Source organism: Algibacter sp. 2305UL17-15, from assembly GCF_040720935.1.
GTDB lineage: Bacteria > Bacteroidota > Bacteroidia > Flavobacteriales > Flavobacteriaceae > Jejuia.
This window is the reverse complement of sequence record NZ_JBFDAE010000001.1, coordinates 297,029-320,641: the sequence shown is the minus strand read 5'-3', so window position 1 is coordinate 320,641 and position 23,613 is coordinate 297,029. Positions and strand designations below refer to the sequence as shown.

At 33.1% G+C, this 23,613-nt stretch carries 25 protein-coding genes; 2 read left to right on the top strand and 23 right to left on the bottom strand.

Features of this window, described 5'->3' with window-relative positions; translation table 11 throughout:
* Positions 1-9: 9 nt before the first annotated feature.
* Genes ABXQ82_RS01305 through ABXQ82_RS01250 form a run of 12 tightly spaced genes read right to left on the bottom strand, consistent with a single transcriptional unit; the run spans position 10 to position 12,377 of the window.
* Positions 10-1,005: a hypothetical protein gene (locus ABXQ82_RS01305; RefSeq protein ID WP_367053726.1), complete on the bottom strand. Its 996-nt coding sequence runs from the start codon at positions 1,003-1,005 to the stop codon at positions 10-12.
* A gap of 14 nt (positions 1,006-1,019) precedes the next feature.
* Positions 1,020-1,598, bottom strand: a complete 579-nt coding sequence (locus ABXQ82_RS01300; RefSeq protein WP_367053724.1) for an acyltransferase — start codon at positions 1,596-1,598, stop codon at positions 1,020-1,022.
* A gap of 9 nt (positions 1,599-1,607) precedes the next feature.
* Positions 1,608-2,822, bottom strand: a complete 1,215-nt coding sequence (gene wecC, locus ABXQ82_RS01295) for a UDP-N-acetyl-D-mannosamine dehydrogenase (protein WP_367053722.1) — start codon at positions 2,820-2,822, stop codon at positions 1,608-1,610.
* A 1-nt stretch (position 2,823) separates the two neighbouring features.
* Positions 2,824-3,951 (bottom strand): UDP-N-acetylglucosamine 2-epimerase (non-hydrolyzing), encoded by a 1,128-nt coding sequence (wecB, locus tag ABXQ82_RS01290; protein WP_367053720.1) that lies wholly within the window; start codon positions 3,949-3,951, stop codon positions 2,824-2,826.
* Between the two features lie 2 nt (positions 3,952-3,953).
* Positions 3,954-4,742, bottom strand: coding sequence for a dTDP-4-dehydrorhamnose reductase (gene rfbD, locus ABXQ82_RS01285; protein WP_367053719.1), 789 nt, complete (start codon positions 4,740-4,742; stop codon positions 3,954-3,956).
* Positions 4,739-5,284: a dTDP-4-dehydrorhamnose 3,5-epimerase gene (rfbC, locus tag ABXQ82_RS01280; RefSeq protein ID WP_367053717.1), complete on the bottom strand. Its 546-nt coding sequence runs from the start codon at positions 5,282-5,284 to the stop codon at positions 4,739-4,741. The genes rfbD and rfbC overlap by 4 nt, the downstream gene beginning before the upstream one ends.
* 3 nt (positions 5,285-5,287) lie before the next feature.
* Positions 5,288-6,145, bottom strand: coding sequence for a glucose-1-phosphate thymidylyltransferase RfbA (rfbA, locus tag ABXQ82_RS01275; protein ID WP_367053715.1), 858 nt, complete (start codon positions 6,143-6,145; stop codon positions 5,288-5,290).
* Positions 6,146-6,148: 3 nt separating this feature from the next.
* Complete coding sequence (gene rfbB / locus ABXQ82_RS01270; RefSeq protein ID WP_367053713.1) at positions 6,149-7,192, bottom strand: dTDP-glucose 4,6-dehydratase; 1,044 nt, start codon at positions 7,190-7,192, stop codon at positions 6,149-6,151.
* On the bottom strand, positions 7,189-8,280 hold the full coding sequence (locus ABXQ82_RS01265; RefSeq protein ID WP_367053711.1) for a hypothetical protein: 1,092 nt from the start codon (positions 8,278-8,280) through the stop codon (positions 7,189-7,191). The genes rfbB and ABXQ82_RS01265 overlap by 4 nt, the downstream gene beginning before the upstream one ends.
* Positions 8,281-8,291: 11 nt before the next feature.
* The gene (locus tag ABXQ82_RS01260) at positions 8,292-9,980 is read right to left on the bottom strand and encodes a hypothetical protein (RefSeq protein ID WP_367053709.1); all 1,689 of its coding nucleotides are present in this window, start codon (positions 9,978-9,980) and stop codon (positions 8,292-8,294) included.
* Between the two features lie 30 nt (positions 9,981-10,010).
* Positions 10,011-11,513, bottom strand: coding sequence for a GH3 auxin-responsive promoter family protein (locus tag ABXQ82_RS01255; RefSeq protein ID WP_367053707.1), 1,503 nt, complete (start codon positions 11,511-11,513; stop codon positions 10,011-10,013).
* A complete protein-coding gene (locus ABXQ82_RS01250; RefSeq protein WP_367053705.1) occupies positions 11,514-12,377 on the bottom strand; it encodes a M23 family metallopeptidase in 864 nt (287 codons plus the stop codon).
* A 128-nt stretch (positions 12,378-12,505) separates the two neighbouring features.
* On the opposite strand from ABXQ82_RS01250, the gene ABXQ82_RS01245 reads away from it, so the two are divergent.
* Positions 12,506-12,694 (top strand): twin-arginine translocase TatA/TatE family subunit, encoded by a 189-nt coding sequence (locus tag ABXQ82_RS01245; RefSeq protein ID WP_367053703.1) that lies wholly within the window; start codon positions 12,506-12,508, stop codon positions 12,692-12,694.
* A gap of 275 nt (positions 12,695-12,969) precedes the next feature.
* On the opposite strand, the gene ABXQ82_RS01240 is transcribed toward ABXQ82_RS01245, so the two are convergent.
* From ABXQ82_RS01240 to ABXQ82_RS01220, 5 genes are all read right to left on the bottom strand, one after another.
* Positions 12,970-13,962 carry a DUF4837 family protein gene (locus tag ABXQ82_RS01240; protein WP_367053701.1) on the bottom strand — a complete coding sequence of 331 codons (993 nt, stop codon included), beginning with the start codon at positions 13,960-13,962 and terminating at the stop codon, positions 12,970-12,972.
* A 29-nt stretch (positions 13,963-13,991) separates the two neighbouring features.
* Positions 13,992-15,551, bottom strand: coding sequence for a LysM peptidoglycan-binding domain-containing protein (locus tag ABXQ82_RS01235; RefSeq protein WP_367053699.1), 1,560 nt, complete (start codon positions 15,549-15,551; stop codon positions 13,992-13,994).
* A 221-nt stretch (positions 15,552-15,772) separates the two neighbouring features.
* Positions 15,773-15,934 (bottom strand): type II toxin-antitoxin system RelE/ParE family toxin, encoded by a 162-nt coding sequence (locus tag ABXQ82_RS01230; protein ID WP_367053697.1) that lies wholly within the window; start codon positions 15,932-15,934, stop codon positions 15,773-15,775.
* Positions 15,935-16,186: a hypothetical protein gene (locus ABXQ82_RS01225; protein WP_367053695.1), complete on the bottom strand. Its 252-nt coding sequence runs from the start codon at positions 16,184-16,186 to the stop codon at positions 15,935-15,937. It abuts the gene before it with no gap.
* A gap of 104 nt (positions 16,187-16,290) precedes the next feature.
* Complete coding sequence (locus ABXQ82_RS01220) at positions 16,291-17,478, bottom strand: phosphoglycerate kinase (protein ID WP_367053693.1); 1,188 nt, start codon at positions 17,476-17,478, stop codon at positions 16,291-16,293.
* Between the two features lie 216 nt (positions 17,479-17,694).
* Here ABXQ82_RS01220 and ABXQ82_RS01215 point away from each other — a divergent pair, with 216 nt between their 5' ends.
* Positions 17,695-18,849 (top strand): DNA polymerase III subunit delta', encoded by a 1,155-nt coding sequence (locus ABXQ82_RS01215; protein WP_367053691.1) that lies wholly within the window; start codon positions 17,695-17,697, stop codon positions 18,847-18,849.
* 69 nt (positions 18,850-18,918) lie between these two features.
* On the opposite strand, the gene ABXQ82_RS01210 is transcribed toward ABXQ82_RS01215, so the two are convergent.
* The 6 genes from ABXQ82_RS01210 to ABXQ82_RS01185 all read right to left on the bottom strand — a co-directional run bounded on the left by ABXQ82_RS01210 (position 18,919) and on the right by ABXQ82_RS01185 (position 23,609).
* Positions 18,919-19,599, bottom strand: coding sequence for a hypothetical protein (locus ABXQ82_RS01210; RefSeq protein ID WP_367053689.1), 681 nt, complete (start codon positions 19,597-19,599; stop codon positions 18,919-18,921).
* Positions 19,600-19,611: 12 nt separating this feature from the next.
* Complete coding sequence (locus tag ABXQ82_RS01205) at positions 19,612-20,700, bottom strand: hypothetical protein (RefSeq protein WP_367053687.1); 1,089 nt, start codon at positions 20,698-20,700, stop codon at positions 19,612-19,614.
* Positions 20,681-21,223, bottom strand: coding sequence for a hypothetical protein (locus ABXQ82_RS01200; RefSeq protein WP_367053685.1), 543 nt, complete (start codon positions 21,221-21,223; stop codon positions 20,681-20,683). Before ABXQ82_RS01200 ends, ABXQ82_RS01205 begins: the two co-directional genes overlap by 20 nt.
* A gap of 5 nt (positions 21,224-21,228) precedes the next feature.
* On the bottom strand, positions 21,229-21,765 hold the full coding sequence (locus tag ABXQ82_RS01195) for an RNA polymerase sigma factor (RefSeq protein WP_367053683.1): 537 nt from the start codon (positions 21,763-21,765) through the stop codon (positions 21,229-21,231).
* 153 nt (positions 21,766-21,918) lie between these two features.
* Positions 21,919-22,575 carry a DUF2807 domain-containing protein gene (locus ABXQ82_RS01190; RefSeq protein WP_367053681.1) on the bottom strand — a complete coding sequence of 219 codons (657 nt, stop codon included), beginning with the start codon at positions 22,573-22,575 and terminating at the stop codon, positions 21,919-21,921.
* Between the two features lie 215 nt (positions 22,576-22,790).
* Complete coding sequence (locus ABXQ82_RS01185) at positions 22,791-23,609, bottom strand: DUF4249 domain-containing protein (RefSeq protein ID WP_367053679.1); 819 nt, start codon at positions 23,607-23,609, stop codon at positions 22,791-22,793.
* Positions 23,610-23,613: the final 4 nt, after the last annotated feature.

The following is a 23,613-nucleotide window of genomic DNA, read 5'->3' as shown; positions in this document are numbered from 1 at the left end:
TATTACTATTTAATCATTAAACTCAAGCGAAATGTCATTTAATATAACAGGTAGGCCAACAAAACGCTTTTGAGTTTCATCATAAATATATGCTTCTATTTTATTAAAATCCAATATTTCTGTTGGAATGTACGTCCATATAAACTGAATGTTTTCGTATTCTTTAATTTGAATATCAAAATACCATGAATCAGATGGACTATTTTTTTTTCTGGAATCTTCCCTCAATAAATCTGCGTATGAATCTATAGGAAACATATTAATCATTAGTCTTTTATTTGTAAATCTTTCTTTTGGAATCATGTCAGTTAATTGGTAGGCGACATAAACTCCATCTGAATCTTCTTTTAAATAGGCTTTGAAATTACTCACAGGAAATTCTCTACCCAATATACCATCTACCTTATGCAAGTTTATTTTTTTTGAAGATGATAGATATTTTTCAAATTCATAATCTACGCTAACCTTATTATCCAAAAAATTCTTCAATTGTTTGTCGTAAAGAAACAATTCTACATTTTTAAATTCATTGATAGCAGTTTTAAGAGAAAAAACAATATGTTTTATATTATTGTTGTTGCTTCTAATTTTCAAATCTGAAAACCATGAGTCATAATTTAAATTAGATATTCTAGAATCCTCTCTCAATAAATTATTCTGATTACTAAAAGGAGTAATTCTTAAATTCATCCTATACTTATTTATATCTATATTTGAGTTGTTATCTTTTATTTCAAATATGAAATGAGCAACTCCCAACGTGTCCTTAAAATAAGAGAACCTTTCTATTTTAATTATATCTCCAAAATTCACATCTAAAAAAATCGAATTTGGTTTACTCTCTAAGTTTAAAAAAGAGTTAAGATCATTTATAACCTCAACGCTTTTTGTTGTGTTTTCTGTTTTATCTAATTGTTTTTCTTTTTCCTTATTTTCTTTACAACTTGATATCACCATCGCAAATAGGACACAAGTTAATATTTTATATACACTCGGATTTTTCATTATTATATTAATTTTTATTTTACTTTGAATACTTTATTCTCTTTTAGTTTATATTCTTCATTACTCTCTGGGCAAATAGCGAGACCTTCTTGGTTAAAATTTAGTCTATGTCCATACTCGCTAACCCATCCTAAATGCATTGCTGGATTTCCAACCACTAAAGCATAAGGAAGAACCTTTTTAGTTACAACTGCACCAGCTCCTACAAAGGCATATTCTCCAATATCATTTCCACAAATTATAGTGGCATTTGCCCCAATTGAAGCTCCTTTTTTTATTATAGTTTTAGCATACTGCCCTCTTCTATTTACTGCACTTCTAGGGTTTATTACGTTGGTAAAAACCATTGATGGCCCTAAAAAGACATCATCTTCACATTCAACTCCTGTATAAATGGAAACGTTATTTTGTACTTTAACATTCTTTCCAAGTTTTACCTTTGGAGATATTACAACATTTTGACCAATATTACATAAATCTCCTATCTCACAATTTGGCATAATATGAGAAAAGTGCCATATTTTAACATTATCACCAATAACGCTACCTTCATCAACAACCGCTGTTTCATGCGAAAAATAGTCCTTACTCATAACTAATAATTATTTAACAATTCCACAAAAGTCCAAAATCACCTTTTCCTTGGGCAAATCTAAATTTTTAAATTCATCGTGTGCTACCAGAAAGGCTATAATGTCGGCTTCTTTAACAGCCTCACTATAACAGGTTAATTTAAACACCTTGTGAGTTTCTATATTTGGTTCAACAATAAAATAAGTTTCATTATTAGCATTTTGTAACACTTTTTGAGCGATGTATTTAGCTGGAGATTCTCTTAAATCGTCAATATTGGGTTTAAAGGCTAGTCCCATTAAGGCTATACTAGGCTTTCTTCCGTGTTTTAGCTCAAATTCCAATCTTGCGGTTTGTACTTTTTCCGCACACCAAAACGATTTGTAATTGTTAATTTCCCTTGCCTTACCAATTATTTTGGACTCCATAGGATAATCTGCAACAATAAAATAGGGGTCAACAGCTATACAGTGTCCGCCTACTCCACACCCTGGCTGTAAAATATTTACTCTTGGGTGTTTATTGGCCAATGCGATAAGTTCCCAAACATTAATGTCTGCCTTATCACAAATCAATGATAATTCATTAGCAAAAGCTATTTGGACATCTCTTGATGAGTTTTCTACCAACTTGCACATTTCGGCCGTTCTTGCATTGGTTTTATGCAGGGCTCCTTTAATAAATTGACTGTAAAATGCAACTGCTTTATTTGTTGATTTCTCATCTACTCCTCCAATTACCCTATCGTTATGCACCAACTCATACATTACATTTCCTGGAAGTACACGTTCTGGACAATATGCTATATTCAATTTACTTTCTAGTTCTGGTCTTTTAGAGTAAATCAAATGCATCATTTGCTCTGTAGTCCCAATGGGAGAGGTAGATTCTATAATATATAAATCGCCTTCTTTTAATAATGGTAATATCGCTTTTGTTGCGGCTTCAACAAATGAAATATCAGGTTCGTTTTTAGCTTTAAACGGCGTGGGTACTACAATTAAGTAAGTATTGGCTTCAACTGGTACCGTATCTGCTTTTAAATACCCTTCTTTAACTGCATTTGCTACTGCAATATCCAACTCTGGCTCTACAATGTGTATTTGACCTGCATTAATTGTTTCAACAACTTTTGGGTTTATATCTACCCCATGAACACAGGTTTTATTTTGGGCTATTAGTGCCGCTGTTGGCAAACCAATATACCCTAAACCAATCATAACAACATCTGGTTTCTTACTCATACTATAAATTGGTAATAAATTCTACTATTTTTTTACAAGCCGTCCCGTCTCCATAAGGGTTGTGCAACATACTCATTGCTTTGTAGCTCTCTTTGCTTTGTAACAGTTGGTTTGTTTCTTCTACAATTTTTTTTGAATCTGTTCCAACTAATACTACTGTTCCTGCATCTACTGCTTCAGGTCGCTCTGTAGTATCTCTCATTACCAAAACAGGCTTGCCCAAACTTGGCGCTTCTTCTTGTACACCACCACTATCGGTAATAATTAAATAGGATTTGTTCATGAGCCAAACAAAAGCAGGGTAGGATGATGGTGCTATTAAATTAATATTATTTATACCCTCCAAAAGTTCATAAACAGGCTTTTGTACGTTTGGGTTTAAATGTACTGGATATATTATTTGGCAATCTTTATTCTCCTCTGCAATTTGTTTTAAAGCTTTACAAATGTTTACAAACCCTTGACCGTGATTTTCTCTTCTGTGCCCTGTAACTAAAATTAATCGCTTCGAAACATCAACAATAGTCTTTAGTCGCTCTATTTCTTGGTCTTCAAAATTTGAGGAATCTACTTTTTTAGTGCTAAATTGCAGCGCATCGATAACTGTATTTCCTGTAACCAATATACTTTCGGCATTTACATTTTCTCTAATTAAATTTTCCTTTGAAGTAATGGTAGGCGAAAAATGAAAATCAGTAACTCTTCCAGTAACACTTCTATTCATTTCTTCAGGAAACGGCGATAATTTGTTAAAGGTCCTTAAACCAGCCTCTACATGACACACTTTTGCTCCAGAATAAAATGCAGCAATACTTGTGGCCATAGTTGTAGTGGTATCTCCATGAACGTAAACATAGTCTGGTTCAAACTCTTCTAAAACAGGCTTTAAACAGGTAATAATATCTGCTGTTAAGGTGTATAAATTTTGATTTGGTTTCATTAAATCCAAATCAAAATCTGGTTTAATTTCAAAAAAATCAAGTACCTGATCTAACATTTCACGGTGTTGGGCGGTAATACATACTTTGGTTTCAAACTCATCAAAATTCCTTAGAAACTCCTTAACTAAAGGCGCCATTTTTATAGCTTCAGGTCTTGTTCCAAAAACGATTAAATTTTTCTTTTTCATCTTCAATTGTTAGCCAAAACACTATATTCTGGTCGTTTAGCAAAAGTAACATAATTGTCTGCTTTTACAAGGTTTATTTTGTCAAACAATTCATTTTCTATTAAAATTTGCTCTGCAAAGTCATACCAGGTCATTACTTTATCATCTGAAAAATGGTATAATCCATAATGATTTGTGTTTTTTTTAATTAGATTATAAATAAAACGAGCAAGAGTAACCGTATTTGTGGGGCAACTTTTCTGCGAGTCTGTAATACTCAATTTGCTTTCGGTTTTTGATTTTTCTATAATAGTTTTATAAAAATTCTTTCCATATTTTTTACTGTACAACCACGACGTTCTTATAATGAAATATTTTTTAAGTAGTTGTTGGATATATTGCTCTCCTAGCAATTTGGATGTGCCGTATTCATTAATTGGGTTTGTTTTATCTGAGATAGTATAAGGTGTCCTTTTTGTGCCATCAAATACATAATCTGTTGATATGTGCAACAAGATAGTATTTTGTTCTTTGCAAATTTCAGCTAAGTTCTTTACGCCTTCGGCATTAATTTTATATGCTATATCTGGTGTTTTTTCAGCTTGTTCTACATTGGTATATGCTGCACAGTTCATACAATAGTTAAATGAATTCTTTTGGAATACATCATTTAGAGCATCCTTGTCTGTAATATCAAGCTCTGATTTGGATAAAAACATAAAATCAATACCATCGTTATTATTTTCGAATAACTCTTCAATAGTTTTCCCTAACTGACCATTTGCACCGGTAACTAATACTTTAATGTTCATTTTAAAATTGATTGAAACGTTGGAAGTACCATGTCCTTATCGGACAGAATCATTTTTTCAAAAGGAAATTCCCAGTCTATGTTCAAAGTGTCATCATTAAAAATAATGCCGCCTTCCGAGGCTTTATTGTAATAATTATCACACTTATAGGTGAGTGTTGTTTGCTCCTCCAATGTCAAAAACCCATGGGCAAACCCCCTTGGAACATATATTTGTTTGTTTTCAATAGCATCTAAAATAACTTTAAAATGTTTGCCAAACGAGGGTGAATTAGGTCTTAGATCTACACATACGTCTAGAACTTTACCTTTTACAACTCGAATCAATTTTGCTTGAGCATAGTCTCCTTTTTGAAAATGAAGCCCCCTTAATACACCTTTTTTAGATGTTGATTGATTGTCTTGTACAAAATCGGTTGTAATTCCAGTTACTTTTTTAAATATATCACGATTAAAAGTTTCAAAAAAACTTCCTCTATTATCTTTAAATACTTTGGAGTTAATTATAAAGCACCCGTTTAAACTTGTGTTTTCAATTTCCATAAACTATTGTAGCTTTTGTAAATATTGTCCGTAACCACTTTTTAACAATGGTTTGGCAAGCTCTGTAAGTTGTAATTTGTTTATGTATCCCATTTTATACGCTGTTTCTTCAATACTGCCTATTTTTAAACCTTGGCGCTCTTCAATGACCTGAACAAATTGAGAGGCCTGCATTAAAGAATTAAACGTTCCTGTGTCTAACCAAGCAATTCCCTTATCCAAAACTTCTACATTCAAAAGCCCTTGTTTTAAATAGGCTTTGTTTACATCGGTAATTTCCAACTCGCCTCTAGCACTTGGTTTTAAATCTTTAACAATATCCAAAACAATATTATCATAAAAATAAATACCCGGAACAACATAATTAGATTTGGGGTTTTTAGGTTTTTCTTCTATAGAAATCGCCTTGTTGTTTTCATCGAACTCTACCACGCCGTAGCGTTGTGGGTCATGAACATGATACGCAAAAATGGTGCCTCCTTTAGGGTTGTTACAGGATGCTAAAATTTTTGACAAGCCCGATCCATAAAAAATATTGTCTCCTAAAATTAAGGCTACACTATCTTTTCCTACAAATTCTTTTCCTATAATAAAAGCTTCAGCAAGGCCGTTCGGGTTTTCTTGTACAGCATATTTAAAACTGCAACCGTATTTTTTCCCATCGCCCAATAATTCTTGAAAAACCGGTAAATCTTTTGGCGTAGATATGATGAGTATTTCATTGATTCCTGCCGACATTAAGGTAGAAAGCGGGTAATATATCATTGGCTTATCATAAATAGGCATCAATTGTTTGCTAACCACTTTAGTTAGTGGATGTAAACGTGTTCCCGAACCGCCTGCCAAAACTATACCTTTCATACTTTAATTATATTGCTTTTCGTAATACGACAAATAATCCTTATTAATCACGTTTTTTAACCATTGTTCGTTATTCAAATACCAATGAATGGTTTCATCTAAGCCTTCTTCAAAGGTAACGGATGGTTTCCAATCCAGTGCTTCTTTAATCTTAGATGCATCTATGGCATATCTTAAATCGTGCCCAGGTCTATCCTTTACATAAGTTATAAGATTTTCTGAAGTGCCTTTTTTTAGATGTAACTTATCATCCATTTTTGAACATAACAATTTAACCAAATCTATGTTCTTCCACTCATTCCAACCACCAATATTATAAGTTTCTCCTGTTTTTCCTTTGTGCAAAACAACATCTATCGCTTTGGCATGATCTTTTACGAACAACCAATCTCTAGTGTAGTTACCATCTCCGTAAACAGGTAATGGTTTCTTTTCTAGAATATTATTAATGAATAATGGAATTAATTTTTCTGGAAACTGATTAGGGCCATAATTATTGGAGCAATTACTAATGATATATGGAACGCCGTAGGTTTCTCCAAATGCCCTCACAAAATGGTCTGAACTTGCTTTGGAGGCAGCATATGGAGAATTAGGGTCGTAAGCAGTATTTTCTGTAAATAATCCTGTTTCGCCAAGTGTGCCATAAACCTCATCTGTACTGATATGATAGAAAATCTTATTTTTCAATCTATTTTCACCACAAGATTTAAACGCATTTAAAAGGTTTAAAGTTCCAATTATATTCGTCTTTACAAATGCTAGAGGGTCTTTTATAGAGCGATCTACATGAGATTCTGCTGCTAAATGAATCACTGCATCGAAGTCGTGTTTCAAAAAAAGTTTAGAAATAAATACTTCGTTATTGATATCCCCTTTTATGAAGCTATAGTTGGCTTGGGTTTCAATAGCCTTTAGGTTTTCTAAATTTCCTGCATAGGTAAGCGCATCTAAATTATAGATTTTATAGTTGGGATATTTTAAGACAAATAATTTAATGACATGGGAACCGATAAAACCAGCGCCACCCGTTATTAATAGTTTCATTTTCTCTCACCTAATAAACGTTGTTCTTCTTTATTCAAATATTTCACAAGTCCTAAGCCAATAAAAAATATTAGTGTAATAAGGGCAAACAACAAAGGTAACCTAAACTTAGCCTTTTCTGTCCATTGCCTTATATCGTAGCCTGCTGCTGGAAATTCAGAAATTGGATTTACAATATATTTATTTTCAACGCTTTCCAAATAAAGTTTTAATCTCTCATTGTCTAGTTCCAGTCTTCTTTCTATAATCTTTGTCTCATCTACAACTAGGCTCTCCTGCCTCATTTCACCTAAAAAAAGATTTGTGCCAGAACCGCTTGTAGCTGTGTTTTTTGCAGCTTCAGATTTTCTTATGTCTAAATAAAAATCACTTAAAGAGTCTAAAGTCCTTTTTTGGGCTTGCAAAACCTTTTCTCTCCTAACAAAATTTTCTAATGTAACATCTTTTATTTCATTCAGATAAGAATTATCAGCTAATTCTTTAGGCAAGCCGTCATTAAGTTTAGAATAAATGAATTTATCATCAGAAGTTACTTCGATTTGATGTGTGCTGAAGCTGTGCGATGACAATCCATCAATATAGTCGTTATAAGTAAAAGTGCTTCTTGTAAGAGAGTCTAACTGAGCTCTAAAATCAGAAAACAACTTCATTTTATCATTTTCGTCTATATTAGGTTTTATAGAGAACCCTTTTATAGATTTGGCCTCGCTTGGAGAAATATTTAAGCGTTTTCCTAACTCTACAGAATCTTGATCTACAGCGGCTAGTTGGTTTAAAAAACTTATATTTTCATAAACCTGTCTAGCAGAATTATAATTAGTTTCTAACTGCATACTAGCACCATATACTTTTGATGCCTTCTTATCAAGAAAATATCCAACAATTATTCCAAGTACAACAACTAGGATATACCATTTTATCCTTTTAAAAAAATGGATCAGCAATAGCAATAAAACATCATATAGTTTGCTGATAATTTGTCCTATAAAAGAAAAAAGTTTTTCAAACATTTTCCCAATTAGGTTAAACAACTGCCCTAAATCCACTTCCTCAGATTGTTGTGGTTGTTGAGGTAAATCTTTACTCATAATAAAATCTATTAATTAAATATTTGTTCTAACATGGTACGTGTTATTACATATGTTGGTCTAACTCCTGAGGTTCCGAGACCTCCAGACGCAAGTGTACTCCCTGTCTTTAATGGGTTATCACTAGCGTAGTAAGCATATCTTACCTTTACATCAGCTCTTATATTTCCTCTTACTTTAGATGCTGCTTGAATTGCTTTTTGATAATGGGCACCTTCCATTTCTAATCCTATCACATTCCAGGATGACGTAAAAAAGAACTTTAAGATGTTTTTATTTTGAAGCGAGGTTCCCAATACGGTAATCATTGCTCCTTCGTATATTGAAACACCCTTGCATTCCAAATCTTCTTTTTTTAGCTCATTTTTAAAAGGATAATTATCGGCTGTTCCTTCAAAAATATGTGCTGATGGAATCATAATATCGCCTTTATCTCCTTCTAAAATCCCTGCTTTTCCCATTACTGAAATTGATTCAACATTTAAGTGAATCTTTTCGTCATTTTTTTCAAAAGGTTTCAATAATTCATCAATCGTTTCATAGGCTTGCTCTCCAAAAGCATAATCCATGACCAATATAATAGGTTTTTTCGATTTAAGTGTGCTTTGATTAACTTTAATATCTAATTTTGAAATATCAATTTTTTCCGTATCAAATATTTGCACATCAATATTAGCTCCAGAAGTGTCTTGAATATAAATCATCCCTTCTTGTAACGCTTCTTTGCGAACTTTATTTCTTAACCCGGTATTTAAATTATTACCAAGGGTTTTATAGACCTCAAAAATATCTTGTTTTAATGCTAATTCCTTTAAAGCACTAGGGGCAAAAAGCGTATTCATTACACTATGCATATTGGCACTTATAACATGTATTGGCCTGTTTAAAAGATGCTGCTTGTGGAGTGTTTTCTTAATGGTATTTGCCCAGATTTCGCCATGTATATGGTGCCCAATTTCTTCGCGCAATACTGGACTAAAAGTAACGGCACGTTTATTAAGCGATGTTTGCTCCTCAATTGCCAGTTTACCGAGCCAATATACAATATGTAATAAGCGTTCTGGTTGTGTTGGAATTGCAAAACTATTATATATTGAAGTGATTTCGTTAAAGGTTCTGCCTAAAATATTGGATGCGTGTGTTATGGCAACTTCACGCTCTTTTTGGGTCAGTTTTTTAGAAGCATTTATAGTTTTTTCAAGCTTCTTCCAATCTCTTGAGGTAGTTTCCTGTTCATCGACAAGCACGCGTTTGCTTATTTTATGAGATTCTATAAAAAGAAATGTAAGATGGGTTAGGATATCATAAATTTCAGAGCGGCCTCGGGTAATTTCAATATTCATCTGCTCCTCATCTATTCTATAACAGTTTCGGCGGCGTTTTTTTGGAATAATAGGTTTAAAAAGCGATTCGGAATAGCCTTCATCACTGGTTAGATTGATAACAGAACATTCTTCAATTCCTCTAGGCAATCTATCAATAACATAAAGCAAACCTTCTAGCTCTACTTTTTCCTCGGCAACAGAACCATAAATCTCAGGGCGTAATAAGAGTAGTGCTTGTCTTAACGTTTCGCCCGAAATACCCATTGGCTTATAAAACCCACGATTGAACAAGTGACGCATCGTAATATACATCCTTTCAATGGCATTAGAGCTTTCTTGTGCTCTAGTTCTTTCGTGGCGCTTGGTGTGTTTCATGCTGTTTTTAAAAACGCTGCAAATGTAATACTATTTTTTTGCAACCAAGTCAGAAATTGCATCGGCTATTTTTCTATCGTTTGATAACCTGGGGATTTTATTTTGCCCCCCTAATTTTCCAACGGATTTCATATAATTTTGAAAACCGTCTTTTTCAACTCTAGTGATTTTTAATGGTTGTAACACCTTCCCTTTAATTAAATCGAAATAATAGCTGTTTTGTTGTTGTAAAGATTGGTCTATTTTTTCTTGAAAATCAGATAAATTCTTAGGTTCATTTTCAAACTCTACAAACCATTCATGGTAGGGCAAACCTTCACTAGGGTTTATCTGTGGTGCTACTGTAAACTCTGACACTCTAATAGTACTGCCTTCTGTAGCGTCCTGCATTGCTTGCTCTACTTCTTTACCTATTACGTGCTCTCCAAAAGCGGAAATAAAGTGTTTTATACGTCCGGAAACAATGACCCTGTAAGGTTTGGTTGAGGTAAACTCGACTGTGTCTCCTAGGTTATATGCCCAAAGGCCTGCGTTTGTTGAAATTATCATGACATAATTAACCCCTACTTCAACGTCTTTGATAGTGATGCGTTTTGGGTTTTCATTAAAAAATTCATCTGCTTTTATAAACTCATAGAAAATACCAGAATTTAACTGCAATAACATGCCTCTTTCGTTCTGTTTGTCTTGAAAAGCAAAAAAACCTTCACTTGCTGGATATAATTCTATGCTATCTACTTTTCTACCTATTAAGTTTTCGAACTTCGCCCGATAAGGTTCATAATTAACACCTCCAAAAATAAATAGATTGAAGTTTTTAAAAATATCTCCTACTTTTTTACCTGTTTTTTGTTGCAATTTTTCAAAATACATTTGAACCCAAGACGGTATGCCTGCGATAACTGTCATATCTTCATTTAAGGTCTCTTCTACAATGGCGTTAACTTTGGTTTCCCAATCTTCAATACAATTGGTTTCCCATGATGGCATTCTATTTTTCTGAAGATACTTAGGTACATAGTGTGCTGAAATTCCTGATAACCGACCAATATTTATACCGTTCTTTTTAGTTAGGATAGGGCTTCCTTGTAAAAAAATCATTTTACCATCTACAAACTCGGTATTTCCAGTTTCATGGATGTAATGTAAAATGGCGTTGCGAGAAGCATCTACTTGTGCCTCAATAGAAGGTTTTGTAATCGGGATATATTTTACCCCAGATGTTGTACCAGAGGTTTTTGCAAAATAGATGGGTTTGCCTTTCCATAAAATATGTTCTTCACCTGCAACTACTTTTTCAACATAAGGTTTTAACGCTTCATAATCTCTTACTGGAACTCGTTTAACAAAATCTTCATGTGATTTGATTTCACTAAAATTATGATCCTTACCAAAAAGTGTTTTGGATGCTTTGTTGATTAAATTTTGAAATACCTTCTCTTGCGTTACAATGGGGTTATTCGCCCATTTTTGAGTTTTTTTATAAACTCTATTTGCAAAAGGTTTTGCTATTGCAGCTTTTATTGATATCATTTATTCGAAATCTATAAAATTAGTTGGATTAATTGGGTAACCGTCACTCCATAATTCAAAATGCAAATGAGGGCCTGTGGATAATTCTCCCGTGTTACCAGAAGTGGCAATAACTTCACCTGCTTTAACCAAATCGCCTTGAGATTTTGTTAAGGTTGCATTATGCTTGTAAACTGAAATTAGTCCGTAACTATGTTCTAAAATAATCACGTGTCCCGTGCCTGCTGTCCATTCTGCAAAAATAACAATGCCATCGGCAGTAGCTTTTATGGGTGTGTCTTTTGCGACAACAATATCAACTGCATAGTGCTTTTCCTTGATATTATAAGGTTCGCTAATTGTTCCGTTTACAGGAGGAAACAATACAAAGTTTGTAACCGAAGTAGCAGACTCAAAAAGGTTATACTTATCTTCTTTATCGACTTTTGCTCGAAGCAACGAATCTTCCTTGGTTGGATTTAAATCTACTTCACTTATTTCTAGTTTTGTGGCTTCAATAATAGAATCTTTATTGAAATTTTCCATACTTACATCGCCTCTTAGTACTTTTTTTATGGAGTTAAAGTAATTCTCGTTCATAGCCAATACTTGCTGTAACGAATCTGTTTTAAAACTCAACTCTGTAGCCTGTTTTTTTAAGGCTGTAGAGGAATAGCCAGGGATATATTCTTTTAAAGGAGAATAAGCAATCAATAATATGGTGAGACAAACCAAAATAATGCTAGAAAGTGTAACCACCACAAAAACGTTTAACCGGGTCAGTTTTAAAGAGAGGCGTTCTTCAAAGGTATTCTCGTTAAGTATTACCAAGCGATACTTATCCAGTAGTCTCCTTCTAATTCTTTTTGGTTTCTGTTCACTCATAATTGAAAACAAAATTAAATAAAATTATCTCAACGTGTCGGGTTTATCTTAACTAAAGCACTACTAATAGTGTTAAAAACGATTTTATTAAACTTTAATTATTTAACTTTGTACCAAATTAATAAATTATGATTTTATCAACTATATTTCTAGGCGTAATTGGCCCTCTACAAATAACATTAATTGTAGTGGTTGTATTACTGATATTTGGCGGCAAAAAAATACCTGAATTAATGCGCGGATTAGGAAGCGGTATTAAAGAATTTAAAGATGCCAGTAAAGAAGAAGACGAGCCAAAAAAAGATAAAGCTGAATAGTTTACAATCTTTATAAAAAGCAAAAAACCAACATATTACGTGTTGGTTTTTTTATGCCTAAATGTTTCTAAGTTGTATTATTTTTAGTGTTTAGAAAAATCGATATATATTATAATACCCGTTGTGCATTTTGAGAAAATTTTGTCAACTGACATTTGTTTATTAAAAAGGGCCAAAATGCACAACGGGTTATAATAAGCTTTTTTTTTTAGCAATTTGGGAAATGTACTTGTCCTATGTCTTTTATCTTTTATCCTTAATATGGACACAAATAATTATTTATCTATTTTTATGGTTTTAATAATTGCTTCTAGCTCAAACATATAATCGCGTTTTTCTACAGAGGGTGCAAAAGTAAACCCTTCGGCTATAATCCATCTCTTATTAATTTTATCTTCTATGGCGTAATTAATATATGGTCCTGCCATAACGGCTCCATGTACTTTCCACATGCCTTTGGTTTCTAAAGTTGGCTTGTTGTCTAAAATTATTTCGGTATGAAAAGGTGTGTACATGTTTTCGGTTATCATATAACTGCCTTCTAATGGGCCTTCAATATATTTTTTCCCAATAGAATCTCTTATTTTTATAATCTGTTCTACTAAACTACTATCCCTATTTATCGCCGAATGTGGTAATTCATATAATAAAATATTCGTGTAACCAGTTCTAATATCTTGTTTTATCCAGTAAAATTTGTCTTCATCCTTAGCATTCGTTTTCCCTATTCTATAGACTGAGGGAAACTCAATAGTTAACCCTAAGTTTTTCTTAATAACCTGAGCATTGTATAAAGATTTTCGCATTTGGCTTTGTTTATAGCTTAATTCGATATTCTTGAAAGTTTCAATAATTTTAGGCCCGTTTTCTTTTAAAAGAGCTATAATTTCATTTTTATGTTTCCCTGAGATTACAATGACTTTTTGTGGTGTAGCATAAACATCATCCTTGAAATGAATTCCTGCTGGTTTACCTAATTCTATCTTTAAAACAGTTCTAGTCCTCGTTATAAAATCTGTAAATACTTGTGGTGGAATTTGATTAATGTTGAAGGTTGGCTCATCTTGAGGCAAGCCATAAATAGGAGTTGCCAGCACATCTCTTATAGCTTCTCCCAAAATACCGTTCCATGCTTCATTATCAACAACCACGGATATATGATTAACTCTTCCTTGTGAATCAAACAGTATTCTATCATTTTTGGAGTTTCCATCTTTACATGATACTACCAGCAATGTTATTAGTAAAACACCTAATATTTTTTTCATCTCTATATTTTTTTATATTTTTTTGGAAATTAGCCTTTGGAAATTTTGAGTTTCATTCCAGGTTTTAATCTACTACCACTAATACCGTTCCAATCTTTAATATTCTGCATAGAAACTCCAGAAAATTTTTGCGAAATACTCCAAAGTGAGTCGCCATTCTTAACTGTGTAGATAAACACTTCACCAGAAATAGGCTTAGGTTTTACTTTAGCGGTTACGTTGGTAGATGCTGTAACGTTAGGTTTTCTGGGATAAATTGTCAATCGCTGACCAATCTTTAAATTGTTACTTCGTAAGCCATTCCATTTTTTTATATCACTTACCCTTACGCCATATTTTCTTGAAATTTTCCCGAGATAATCACCAGATTTAACGCGATAACGCACTTTATCATCAGCGTTAAACAGCTGTGGCAATGGTTTTTCTTGTTTATCTCTCTCTGCCTTGGCTAAAGCATAAATTTCATTTTCGTTATTCACAAATGTTCCAATAACATCAGTTGGCAAACGCAATGTGTAGTTTTCACCTTTCACTACGGGAATAATGTCTAGTTTATAGGAAGGGTTTAAAAACTGTAATTTTTCAATTGGTGTTTTTGTAATTTCAGAAACTTGATCTAAACTTATCATCTGTTTTACCACAACCGTATCTGTCTCAAAATACACTTGCTCTGGTTTATAGCGTTTAAAACCGTGTGCTTCGGCATACTCAAAAATATACATATTCGCTAAAAATGCTGGTAAATAACCTGCCGTTTCCCGTGGTAAATTATGACGAATATTCCAATAGTTTCTATAACCTCCAGACCTGCGAATGGCTTTTGATACATTTCCCGGTCCCGAATTATAGGCTGCTAAAGCTAAATCCCAATCGCCAAAAATCTTATACAATCTTGCCAAATATTTTGCTGCTGCGGTAGTAGATTTAATAGGGTCGCTGCGTTCATCAACATAACTACTTACATCCAGACCATACATTTTCCCAGTACTGAACATAAACTGCCAAAGACCTGTTGCGCCAACTCTAGATTTTGCATTTGGTTTTAAAGCAGATTCTACTATGGCTAAATATTTTATTTCCAACGGAATATTTTGATTGTCCAACTCCTGCTCAAACAACGGAAAATAGAAAGCACTCATGGTCATCAATTTTTGTAAATGCTTTCTTCTGTGTTTTAAATAAGATTTTATGACGCTTTCTAAAGATGGATTGTACTCTACATTAAACGGCGTTCTTGCATTTAATTCTTCTAAGCGCTTTTTAAGCGTATCGGTTGGTAATTCAGGATAATCTATTTCTTCAAAAGTAAGTTCTGTTACCGATTTGTAGATGGTATCAAACAGGGTATTGTTGTATAATTCCTCTCGCCATTTTGCATCAATTTCAGCCGAAAACTCGTCATCTTTAAATGTTTTTATAGAAAGACTATCTTCTTCAATAATGGCTTCGATAGACACCATGCTCTCTTGTTTTAGATCAACTAAAGTGTCTTTAACGACTTCAACTTTTACAGTTGTAGAATCTTGGGTTTGCGCAAAACAAACACCACTAATTATGAGAAAGAATGTTATAAAAAAACGATAAGCCATAGTATCTATTCAATTTATAAGTGAACGATATTACTGCTAAAATCGTATTTTTTCGGGGAATTTGAAAACTTAAATGCTATTTATTTCTTAATAGAGTCTGGATTTTGTCTTGTATCAAAAACTCTTACCACAGTTAAAATATTCTTAACTTCGTCAAAAGTATATAATATTTTATAGTTCCTAACAATTATTCTCCTACAAGATGGAACATATTCATCTACTTAAGTTTGCTCAGGAAAATGTAATGATTTTGATGCCTTTCTAATATCAGCTAAAACGTTTTTAGCACCTTGTTTGGATTTTTGTTTTATAAAACCGTAAATGTCTTTTAAATTGGTTTTAGCAGAATAAGACCAATAAACTTTATATGAAGATTTTGTCATTTACCAATTTTCAATCTCTTTAGCTAAATCTTCTTCTGAAATAATACGACCAGATTTTACATCGTCCATTCCTTTTTGAACCTCTGCTCTGAACTGATTTTCACTTAAAGGTTTTCCTTTGGTAGTATAGGCAACAATTTTGCCGTCGTGTTCTTTTGAAACAATATTTTTTATTTTATTAACAACAGAATCTTTAGCAGTATGTAATATATACTGTGCCAATTCTTCTCTCGTAAAGTTGGTTGTATTCATAATATATCAAATATACAAAAATTGTTCCTAATTTATATTTGCACCATTATCAAGCTCTCACAGGTGTTAAAGATCTGTGAGAGCCATCAAAAAACTCATTTATTCTATTCCAAAATAGCAGCAATTCCGGGCAATGTTTTTCCTTCCAAGCTTTCAAGCATTGCGCCACCGCCTGTACTTACATAACTTACTTTATCTTCAAAACCAAATTGTTTTACCGCAGCAACAGAATCTCCTCCACCTACAAGTGAAAATGCGCCGTTTTTAGTGGCTTCAGCAATAGAATTTCCAAGCTCAATAGTACCTTGAGCAAAGCTTTCCATTTCAAAAACCCCAAGTGGTCCGTTCCAAAGAATAGTTTTAGATTGCATCACTATATCATGAAATTGTTTTCTAGATTTTGGCCCTGCATCAACACCTTCCCATCCATCGGGAATTTCGTTGATATCTAAAATTTGAGTATTTGCATCGTTACTAAAATCATCCGCAGCAATAGTGTCAACAGGAATATGAATCTGAACGTTTTTGGCTTTGGCTTGTTTTAAGATATCTAAAGCTAAAGGCATTTTATCGTCTTCACAAATAGAATTTCCTATTTTACCTCCTTGTGCTTTTACAAAAGTAAATGCCATACCACCACCAATAATAAGGTGATCTACTTTATCCAAAATATTTTCAATAATTGTGATTTTAGAAGATACTTTTGCACCTCCTAAGATTGCTAAAACAGGTTTTTCTCCTGTTTCCATTACTTTATTGATGCTTTCAATTTCTTGGGCCAATAAGTTGCCGAAGCATTTTTTGCCTTCAAAAAACTGAGCTACAATAGTTGTAGATGCATGCGCTCTGTGAGCCGTTCCAAAGGCATCGTTTACATAGATATCTCCTAATTTCGATAATTTTTCGGCAAAATCTTTATCTCCGGCAGTTTCCTCTTTATAGAAACGCAAGTTTTCTAATAATAGAATTTCTCCTGGTTGTAAATTTGCCGCAGCAGCTTCAACATCATTACCAATACAATCGGCAATTGTTTTTACTTCTACGCCTAAAATATCTTCAACTTTTTTTGCAATATGTTTTAACGAAAACTCATCTTGAAATCCTTTTGGACGCCCTAAATGCGACATTAAAATACAGCTTCCGCCATCTTCTAAAATCTTGATAATTGTTGGTTTCGCAGATACTATTCTCGTAGCATCCGTAACTTCAAAATTATCATTTAAAGGCACATTAAAATCTACACGGATTAAGGCTTTTTTATTTTCGAAATTAAAATCGTTTAGAGTCTTCATTATATATTTAAATTTATTTTTAACTATTTGATTCACAAATGTAACTAATTAAAACCCCATTTAAAATCTGTTTTTTCACGAAAACGTTTGAAATTCAAAAGTTTTTCAAAAAAGAATTGATTGGTTTAGAGACCTTTCAGGTTTCCTGTGCTGAACTTGTTTCAGTATCTAACCTGACAAAGGTCTAAAATAGAAAAAAATATGTAGGTTTGTTAAATGTTATTTTCAGACGTTTTAGGACAAGAACACATAAAATCACACCTTACCAAAAGTGCTGATAATGGTAGAATTCCGCATGCACAATTATTTATAGGGAACGAAGGTTCTGGAACTTTACCTATGGCATTGGCCTATGCCCAATATATTTTATGTTCAAATTCTGAAGGAGAAAATAATACGGGAAATGAAGCTTGCAATTTAAAATTCAAAAACTTTTCGCATCCCGATTTACATTTTGCGTTTCCTGTTACTACAAGCGATAAAGTGAAAAGCAAACCGGTTTCCAGTTTTTATTTGGAAGAATGGCGGCAACTTTTAAAGGAACAACCTTACGGCAATTTATTTGATTGGTACAAACTGCTGGGCGTTGATAATAAACAAGGACAGATTGGGGTTGAAGAAGCGCTCAATATTGTAAAGTCATTAACCTTAAAATCTTATGAAGGTGGTTATAAAGTGATGCTGATTTGGATGGCAGAAAAGATGAATACTGCTTGCGCAAATAAACTTTTAAAGTTGATTGAAGAGCCTCCAAATAAAACGATTTTTTTATTGATTGCTGAAGATGAAGAGCAAATCATCAATACCATTCGCTCGCGTTGTCAAATATTACATTTTCCGCCCTTGGCAGAAGAGGTGATTAAAGACGCTATCATTAAACAGTACAATTTAGAGACTTCTATAGCTACTAAAATAGCACATCAATCTAACGGAAATTATAATAAAGCTTGTGATTTAGTATATCATGATTCTGAAGACACACAATTTGAAACATGGTTTATCTTTTGGATTCGGAGTGCTTTTAAAGCCAAAGGGAACAAAGCTGCCATTCATGATTTAATTTCTTGGAGTGAGGATATTGCCAAAACAGGGCGTGAAACCCAAAAGCAGTTTTTGAATTTTTGTTTGGATTTTTTCCGTCAGGCGTTACTTTTGAATTATAATGCAACCGATTTGGTGTTTTTTGAGCCAAAAACCGAAAAGTTTAAATTGGAAAATTTTGCGCCTTTTGTGCATGGCAATAATATTATGGATATTAGTAATGAACTACAAGATGCTATTTACCATATTGAACGGAATGGGAATTCTAAAATTATTTTGACGGATTTATCGATAAAGTTGACTAGACTACTTCATAAGAAAGCGGAGTAAACCAAAATTAGACCTTTCGGGTTTTAATCCCGAAGCGTCGGGACTGATAGGTCTGGGAAACATTTATCACTAAAAATCATCCTTAATTTTCTTCTTCTTTCTACCCATATTAAAAATGCCAATTTTAAGTCCTAATCCTGCTGAAAACCCATTCATATAATCTTTATCGGAATGCACCACTCTAAATGCGTCTGAAAACCGATATTTAACTCCTGTTTCTAATTGCACAAACCTTGAAATGTTGTATTGTAAATTCACACCAGGTTCTACTATAAAGAAAGAGTCGAATTCTATTTTACCAGCATCAATTTCGTCCGTAGTAAAATCATAGCCTCCAGATTCTTTTTCTTCTAAAAGCGTTATGGCGCCACCACCAATTAATATTGGAAACGAGACACTTATAAATTTGGTGCCAAATAGTATAGGTTCTAGATGCAAGCCTGCATAGCCCCCAATGAGTAAGGTTTCATCGCCTCTAAAAACACCCGTTGTATTGGGTTGTTCGCTGAAAAAAAACGTTCCCGCTACGCCAATTTCCAGCTTTCTGTTGGCTACATACGCCAATTTAAGAGTCGTAAAACTTGCCCATTCATCGGAAAGTTCTCCTAAATGTTGGGTTAAACCTATATAAACACCATGAACCGTGTTTTTTCTATCATCAAATTGAATGTATTCGTCAGTTTCTTTCTTTTGTGAAAAAACAGAGCTACACATTGCTAAAACGATTGCTGTTATGATTATTTTTTGCATTGGTCTGTGGTTTTATAGTTCTTTTAAAATAATGATGCCTTTATAGCCCGTAAAATCGAAAATACCTTTGTTTTTCTTGCCATAATTAGCTCTTATTTGTCTTATTTTATTTTTTTCGTCCAGTACCTTACTGGTTATATTCTGGACACTTTTTGGTATTCTTAAAACCCCTTGCTCTAGTTCTGCACCAAAATTAAAATTGGTGTTTGAAATGTTGATATAAACTTCAGAAGACCTTTGGTGTACGTTTACTACCGGCGATTCTGTATCCAGATTTAAAATACGCAGTTCAGCTAAATTCAAGTTTAAATTCACTTTGCTAGTGATGGTATTTAGAACCAGTTTAGAATATTTTACTTTACCAAATATGTTGTTTGCATCTGTGATTTCTATATCATCTTTATTTGAATCTATATCCAATTCATTTACAGCTTCGATTGCTATTATAGAACCATCAGATTCTAACCTCAACACCTCAGAATTATCAAAGGATACCGTCGCATCTTTCGCATAAATATCAGAACTGTGCAACGTATTTGCTTTTAGCTTTCCGTATTTAATAGACAATTTTGAGTGCGCTATGTTATCAATAATCCGTAAATCGCCATGTTCAACATCGGCTAATAATTTTCCGTTCCAACCCGAAATAATGATGTCTCCATATTTGTTGAATATTTCTATCTCTGCCGATTTTGGTAAATTAATGGTGTATCTAATATCAGTATTCGATTTTTCACTTTTAAAAGGGTCTATTTTATTAATGTATTTATTGAAAAAAGAAGTCTCCTTATCTGTAATTTCCGATTTTACGATAACTTGCTTATTCGTATTCACAATATTCGGATTTATACGCTTTAAAAGATCTTTAGCTTTATCTAAACTTTTACCTTTTACATCTATTATAACGTGGATTTGAATAGAATCTTTATCCCATCCGTTGATAAAAACATCGCCGTATTTATTGTCTAAATAAAACGCTCCTTGATTGGTAAAAGGGTATGTTTTCTTGATTTCTTTGCTTAGTTTATTCTGTCCCATAACCATACATGAAAACAACATAAATGCGCCATAGAGTATAATTTTATAAAATAATCGCTTCATCTTCAAAATTGTTTTGTGTAGGATAAGATCGCTCTAGCAAATCTTCCATGAGTTGTATTTTTTTTCTATAATTTGTAATTATGGCTTCAATAATTTTTTGGTTGTTAATACCTAATTTCAGTTCTTCTTTTAGTTTTGCATATTCTTTATCCAAATCATCTACCAGCGATAAAAAATCGTCTTGGTCTTCTTTAGATAAATGTGCATTGTTCTTTATTAATTCTATTTGGTTATTCACTAGAAGCTTGTAATGGTTATCGATTTCATACAACTCTTCATTAACCATTTGATGTTGTATGTATTGGTTTCCTTTCATATAAAAGAATAGTGTGCACCCCAATAAAAGCACAATACTTGCGGCTACTCTAAAAGATGTTTTTCTCCAAAGCGGAATGACTTTTTTAGGTACTTCTGGCAATTCGGAAACAATAGCGCTCCAAAGTCTTAGTTTGTCCACTTCATCCAAATCGAAATCATCAAACTTCCTACTGTGTTTTGCTGTATATTTTTTTAATTCGTCCATGGTTTTCAACTCATTAATCCTACTAATTTCTTTTTTGCTCTGTGGTATTGAGATTTGGATGTGGAAGTGCTAATTCCTAAAATTTCTCCTATCTCAACATGGTCATATCCTTCAATTAAATATAAATTGATAATGGTTTGGTAGCCTTCTGGAAGCTGTTTTATCGCGGTTTTTATGCTACTTATGTCTAAATCTTCTTCTTTAATGTCTTCTTCTTGTTGAGGTATCCAATTTTCGTGTTCCTCTAAAGCAATTAGGGGTATGCGTTTCAACTTTAAATGGTTGATGCTTTTATTGATGACTATGCGTTTTAACCAAGATCCAAAAGTGCTTTCGTATCTAAAACTATCCAGATTTTTAAAGGCATCTATAAAACTTTCCTGTAAAATATCCTCTGCATCCTCTTTTGATTTTACCATTCTAACACTCACGTTAAACATTGCGTTAACGTATAGTGAATAGAGCTTGTACTGCGTTTTGCGGTCGCCTAATTTACTCCTCTCAACAAGGTCTTTATGTGTAAATAGTACTTGGTTATTCACTATTTTTTGGATGTAATCTAATTATCGGATTAGGGTATCTATTATTTATAGACAATAGAAATTTCAAAAGGTTGCACGAAAGTTACGATTTATTTGAAATTAGCGCTTTAGAGACCTGAAGGTTTTAAAAACCTTCAGGTCTGACCCTAAATTTTAATTCGAATTAATAACCGCCCCATCACTACTTGTTGTCACATTAATCCTTGGATTCCCTTTGTAAAATAAAACCCCATCGCTACTTACAGAACCAGATAACGCATCTAAACAGGTTATAGAAATACTGGCATCCGATGAACAATTTACATTACACGTATTAACTTTAAAGTCAAATCCTTCAATTTTCGCATCGCTACTAGCCTCAATAGTCATACTTTTTGCAGAACCTGATGTCAAGTCAATAGACGCATCGCTTGATACCTTTAATCGAAATGTATCTAAATTTTCAAATCCTGAAAGTGTCCCGAAACTATCTGCTGAAAGTTCTAACCGTGTAATTGTAGGCATTGTAATTTCTAATCGCAATACTTTTAATCTGGTAATAGATCCATTTATTCTTGCCGTTAATTTTCTGTTATTGACTCTTGTAGTCACTTTATTTTGCAAATTATTGCTAGTTGTAACTTTAACCGATTGCGTAAGACCTTGTTTAATAATGACCTCCATATCGCTTGAAACATCAATTTCATCAAAGTTTGATAAAACGCGTTCTTCTGAAATAATATCGTCTGATGCTATGACAACATCTAGCGAACATGATGCAAGAGTTAAGCTTAATGTAAGAATTAGGTAAAATAGATGATTTGTTTTCATGATATTGTGCTTTTTGATACTGAAACAAGTCCAGCACATGTTAATTGATTTTTTGTTATTTTTTTTCCCCTTGAGGGGACTTTAGGGGTGTTTTTTTTGAGTTTTCAAATCGGGTTGACAACCCTAAGAGCTGCACTCGATAGCCGAAATGAAAAATATTTACATTTTCGATATCATCAAGAGGCTATTAAAACCGATAATTTTAGATTATTAATTTACTCAACCGTATAGATTACCATATCAAACTCCGATAGCCTAAAATATCCAAAAGCATAATCTTTAGGCGCATCTAAATTGATACAATTACCTTTTAATTTTCCTGGAACAGCACTAAAAGGATCGCCGGCACTATCATATTGTTCTATTAATAAACTCATATAATTATTATAGCGTTCTGAAATGCCATACAAGGTAAATTCTATCTTATCACCTGTAACATATTCATCTTCAAAAAAGGTATCTAACTCATTTCCGTTTACAAATTCATCTGGAAAATCTTCAAATGTTGGTAGTATTTCAAATTTATCGATCAATTTTATGAGATAGAAATTTTCTTCATCTGCTGGATCATCCCAGAAAATAGATACAGCTAGTAATTCGTCATCAAAACCCGCCTCTAAAGATTGTTCTACGCGTTTTATTGGCGAAACAGATTTCAATGTTTCCGTTGCGCTGTAGGTTTCATTGTTATAAATAACTTCCAAAGTGTAGCTGTTATTTATTACTGGCACAAAATTATCGATGGTATAAGTGCCATCATTTTCATCTGTAAAAACATATTCAGTAGTGCTATCGATATTGGTAACTTTTACAGAAGCGCCCGTAACAGCACTATTGGTTGTGTTTTCAAAATAGGGTGTTGAAGTACTTAATTTTATAGTTTGATTATTTCCCGAAGTGCCTTTTTGCCAATCTAAAGAGGCTTCTATAACCAATCTTGGTTTTGCCGTCGGAATAGCAACATCTATAACATCTTCACAAGATGTAATGCCGATACATAATAGTAATAAAAGTGATTTTATATAAAATTTCATGATA

Bases quoted from the DNA above. Each gene is read 5' to 3' on its own strand.
- ABXQ82_RS01305 (WP_367053726.1), bottom strand. From the start codon at position 1,005: ATGAAAAATCCGAGTGTATATAAAATATTAACTTGTGTCCTATTTGCG.
- ABXQ82_RS01300 (WP_367053724.1), bottom strand. From the start codon at position 1,598: ATGAGTAAGGACTATTTTTCGCATGAAACAGCGGTTGTTGATGAAGGT.
- wecC (WP_367053722.1), bottom strand. From the start codon at position 2,822: ATGAGTAAGAAACCAGATGTTGTTATGATTGGTTTAGGGTATATTGGT.
- wecB (WP_367053720.1), bottom strand. From the start codon at position 3,951: ATGAAAAAGAAAAATTTAATCGTTTTTGGAACAAGACCTGAAGCTATA.
- rfbD (WP_367053719.1), bottom strand. From the start codon at position 4,742: ATGAACATTAAAGTATTAGTTACCGGTGCAAATGGTCAGTTAGGGAAA.
- rfbC (WP_367053717.1), bottom strand. From the start codon at position 5,284: ATGGAAATTGAAAACACAAGTTTAAACGGGTGCTTTATAATTAACTCC.
- rfbA (WP_367053715.1), bottom strand. From the start codon at position 6,145: ATGAAAGGTATAGTTTTGGCAGGCGGTTCGGGAACACGTTTACATCCA.
- rfbB (WP_367053713.1), bottom strand. From the start codon at position 7,192: ATGAAACTATTAATAACGGGTGGCGCTGGTTTTATCGGTTCCCATGTC.
- ABXQ82_RS01265 (WP_367053711.1), bottom strand. From the start codon at position 8,280: ATGAGTAAAGATTTACCTCAACAACCACAACAATCTGAGGAAGTGGAT.
- ABXQ82_RS01260 (WP_367053709.1), bottom strand. From the start codon at position 9,980: ATGAAACACACCAAGCGCCACGAAAGAACTAGAGCACAAGAAAGCTCT.
- ABXQ82_RS01255 (WP_367053707.1), bottom strand. From the start codon at position 11,513: ATGATATCAATAAAAGCTGCAATAGCAAAACCTTTTGCAAATAGAGTT.
- ABXQ82_RS01250 (WP_367053705.1), bottom strand. From the start codon at position 12,377: ATGAGTGAACAGAAACCAAAAAGAATTAGAAGGAGACTACTGGATAAG.
- ABXQ82_RS01245 (WP_367053703.1), top strand. From the start codon at position 12,506: ATGATTTTATCAACTATATTTCTAGGCGTAATTGGCCCTCTACAAATA.
- ABXQ82_RS01240 (WP_367053701.1), bottom strand. From the start codon at position 13,962: ATGAAAAAAATATTAGGTGTTTTACTAATAACATTGCTGGTAGTATCA.
- ABXQ82_RS01235 (WP_367053699.1), bottom strand. From the start codon at position 15,551: ATGGCTTATCGTTTTTTTATAACATTCTTTCTCATAATTAGTGGTGTT.
- ABXQ82_RS01230 (WP_367053697.1), bottom strand. From the start codon at position 15,934: ATGACAAAATCTTCATATAAAGTTTATTGGTCTTATTCTGCTAAAACC.
- ABXQ82_RS01225 (WP_367053695.1), bottom strand. From the start codon at position 16,186: ATGAATACAACCAACTTTACGAGAGAAGAATTGGCACAGTATATATTA.
- ABXQ82_RS01220 (WP_367053693.1), bottom strand. From the start codon at position 17,478: ATGAAGACTCTAAACGATTTTAATTTCGAAAATAAAAAAGCCTTAATC.
- ABXQ82_RS01215 (WP_367053691.1), top strand. From the start codon at position 17,695: ATGTTATTTTCAGACGTTTTAGGACAAGAACACATAAAATCACACCTT.
- ABXQ82_RS01210 (WP_367053689.1), bottom strand. From the start codon at position 19,599: ATGCAAAAAATAATCATAACAGCAATCGTTTTAGCAATGTGTAGCTCT.
- ABXQ82_RS01205 (WP_367053687.1), bottom strand. From the start codon at position 20,700: ATGAAGCGATTATTTTATAAAATTATACTCTATGGCGCATTTATGTTG.
- ABXQ82_RS01200 (WP_367053685.1), bottom strand. From the start codon at position 21,223: ATGGACGAATTAAAAAAATATACAGCAAAACACAGTAGGAAGTTTGAT.
- ABXQ82_RS01190 (WP_367053681.1), bottom strand. From the start codon at position 22,575: ATGAAAACAAATCATCTATTTTACCTAATTCTTACATTAAGCTTAACT.
- ABXQ82_RS01185 (WP_367053679.1), bottom strand. From the start codon at position 23,609: ATGAAATTTTATATAAAATCACTTTTATTACTATTATGTATCGGCATT.